Source organism: uncultured Mucilaginibacter sp. (genome assembly GCF_903913935.1).
Taxonomy (GTDB): Bacteria; Bacteroidota; Bacteroidia; order Sphingobacteriales; family Sphingobacteriaceae; genus Mucilaginibacter.
Window position 1 is genome coordinate 1 of sequence record NZ_CAIWNH010000603.1, and the last position, 3,033, is coordinate 3,033.

Sequence of the window (3,033 nt, forward strand, 5' to 3'; positions counted from 1 at the left end):
GACTATGGTTCTTTTGTTTGCTATCAACTGTTTTGGCATTGACAGGATGATAGCACAAAGCACAGTTTCACAAGCCGACCCATTTTCGACATTAAAATCAAATGGCTATAAACGAGTCATTTCGCTAAAAGGGAAAAATGGAGAATTGCTGGGAGATCTCTACGTGAAGGAAAATCCTAAATATACAAATCATGTTTTAACAGCTTTACTCGTTGTTAGGCCCCGCGGTTTAAAGTTGGATACGCTTTATCAAATAAACGCACACGGCGATTTCATTAACACCGATGGAAAAATAGAATTGAAGAATCATGTAAAGGATTATTATGGTTTTAAATTATTTAAAGAGAAAAAGGGTTTTACTGATCTTTTTACAACAGGGGAGGTAGATAGAACCGGCAGGCTTTATTCAGATGACAACGATTATTTAATTGATTGGGATTATAACACTAAAAAATTTGAATATTATCCTGCGCCATAAATTATCTGCCAACCTTTGCGTGTGTTATCACCAACAAACCGAGGAGCTGGATTATATTCAAACCTGTTACACCGATAACATTGCACCAGCCCGGGATTACCCATCGCGCAAGTCCCCCTCCTCACCTCTTCAAATAAATCAAATACTGCCCCGATGGGTACGGTGGCGAAGTCAGCATAACGCTATGGCTGCTTAAGTTTGAAATGGTATAAACGGCCGGTGGCGTAATAACACCCATTCCGTGTCCGTCAACTGTATAAATGTTAATACCTACAGATTTTACCCCGTTCAGGCTGTAAATGCCGGTCATATAATCCTGGTGATCCTGGATGCTCAGGACCCCGTTCGCACCAAAATCGTAATAATCTGCTGCGAGCCCTGTTATCGTTGTATCTACGGCCTGGTTATACACGGTTTTATCGATGCTCCATTTCCCGGTGATCGATGAGGGATTTGCGCTTCCGCCCTTTTTACAGGCACACAGGTAAAACAAAAAACTTGCGATAATAATTATTGAGTATTTATTTTTCATGTAACTGTATTCTATTGTAATAAAATTCCGTTAAAGGCTTCTCGTATAATAAGTATCTGTACTAACTTTATATACATCACTGGTATCAATTTGCTGGTGCAGCACCAGGTTATGGGCATCCAGCTGCACTATTTCTACCGTATCAGGCGGTGGCTGCGGGCATCCATTGCAGGTAAAATAAATAGTTGGTAAAAGTAAGGCCGAGCCGGTTATAGTATACGACCTGTAATACACCTTGCTGCCCATTAGCTGTCCGTTGCCGTTCAAAGGATAACTTTTTCCGCTCACCGTAAAAACAGTAGGGCCTGATGATACAAACGCGGTATTGTCTTTATTAAACTGCCAGTAAAAAGCGGTATCAAAATCTTTAGCGGTGTACGTTGCGCTGGTCGTTGCGCCAGTTTTTATGGTTTGCTGGTTGATGATGAGCTTATTTTGGTACCAACGGCCGGCTATTGATGCAGAAAAAGTTACCGATCTATCCTTTTTACAGGCATAAAGGCAAAGCCCCAGGGCGGCAACAATAAACAAATACCTTATTCTCATCTTTTTCGGTTTATTAATTGCCTTTTGTATAAACCGTTCTGTATGTAAAAGTAGCTCCTGCTGCCTGTATGGTATAAAACAAAACCAGGTTATTGGTATCAAGCAATTCAATAGTTTTAGTAAACGGGCCGGGGTTTGTTGAATTGGCGGTAGGGTGCAAAAAGGTTGAGGTAAGGGTTAATACCGTTCCGGAGACGGTATAGGTAAACTTGTTTATACCATTAATAACTGTACCTGCTCCATCGGTAAATACTGCTTTCCCGTTAACTTCAAAATCGCCCGATGAAGAAACCGATGCCGAATCCCTGCTGCTAAATTGAAAAAAATCGTTTGAATTAAACGATGCGCTGTTGTAAATGGTATCGAGTTTTTGGCTTAAACCGCCATACTCAGCAGTAACCTCTTCTTTATTTACATACCATTTTCCGACAATTGAAGTTGAATTACTTGTAGAAAGGTCTTTTTTACAGGAAAATAAACAAAGCTGCAAACCGGCAAGCATGAGGAGTAAAAGTTTGGTTTTCATTTTGGCTTAGCGTTTAATATCTACCAATACGAACACGTTTACCAAAGTGATACATCTTGTATCAATAATTTAACTACTGATCAAAACAAAACCTCACCTCTGTGTTCTCAGTGCCTGCTTTGTGCCCTCAGTGGTTGAATTTTTACCGCAGAGAACGCAAAGAGATGCGCAAAGTAACGCAAAGAATAATTAAGCTGTCTATAACTTTCAGCCACTAAACCCGACAACCTTTCCCGACAACCAATGACTTAATGACCCAATGACCTGATGACCTTAGAACTTCGCCTTAAACTCCTGGTTAGTAAACGGTGGCGTTTCAGGCGTTTTTATCACGTTAAATTCGTGGTGGGTAGTTTGATGGCAGTTATTGCAGCTATTGGTTAATAACACATAGCTTTTTTCAAATGCTTGCGGTTTTTTGGTTTTAATAGCGCTGCTTAAACTATCCAGCGCGGGGTATATTATCGGTAACGATTTTACTTCGGGCCTGTCATAACAATATTGTTTTACATCCTCGAGAGTCTCCCTGATCTCCCCTACTTCAAAGTTGGCCAGGGCCCAGTTCTGGTTTTTACCGGCATACCATATTTTGGCATGATGAACCTGTATGCCCATCATAAATTCGCCAAGGCCGGGCCGGTAAGTTTGAGTGAGTTTTTTGTTCAAACTGTCAACCTGCGCCTGTAGTTGCGCATTATTATTGCCGCTGCCGCAAGCTGAAAACAGGCCCAAAGCACCTGTAAATTCTATTAATAAAAAAATGATAGGGGTATTTCGTTTCATGTTTTAAAGTTAATTAATGTTTATTATTTATAGCAACCTGTTTTATTTCCCTCCATTTCACTATCTTAGTTTTCAAATCCTTCACAATTTAAATCTTTATGGCAAACATCACTGCTGAACCGTTGCAATGGTCCGTAACACAAAAAGTAGCCTTTCGTTTTTTCCTGC

General features: G+C 40.4%; 5 protein-coding genes. 1 reads left to right on the forward strand and 4 read right to left on the reverse strand.

Annotation, left to right across the window (positions count from 1 at the left end; translation table 11 throughout):
- The coding region (locus QZY09_RS24620) for a hypothetical protein (protein ID WP_295677380.1) at positions 1-478 on the forward strand (478 nt) is incomplete at its 5' end.
- Between the two features lie 121 nt (positions 479-599).
- Here QZY09_RS24620 and QZY09_RS24625 read toward each other — a convergent pair.
- The 4 genes from QZY09_RS24625 to QZY09_RS24640 form a co-directional block, all read right to left on the reverse strand.
- Entirely contained in the window at positions 600-1,010 is a 411-nt protein-coding gene (locus tag QZY09_RS24625) for a hypothetical protein (protein WP_295677382.1), read from the reverse strand.
- A gap of 30 nt (positions 1,011-1,040) precedes the next feature.
- Positions 1,041-1,556 carry a hypothetical protein gene (locus tag QZY09_RS24630; protein ID WP_295677385.1) on the reverse strand — a complete coding sequence of 172 codons (516 nt, stop codon included), beginning with the start codon at positions 1,554-1,556 and terminating at the stop codon, positions 1,041-1,043.
- A gap of 13 nt (positions 1,557-1,569) precedes the next feature.
- Entirely contained in the window at positions 1,570-2,082 is a 513-nt protein-coding gene (locus QZY09_RS24635) for a hypothetical protein (protein ID WP_295677389.1), read from the reverse strand.
- A 273-nt stretch (positions 2,083-2,355) separates the two neighbouring features.
- Complete coding sequence (locus QZY09_RS24640; RefSeq protein ID WP_295677391.1) at positions 2,356-2,865, reverse strand: hypothetical protein; 510 nt, start codon at positions 2,863-2,865, stop codon at positions 2,356-2,358.
- Positions 2,866-3,033: the final 168 nt, after the last annotated feature.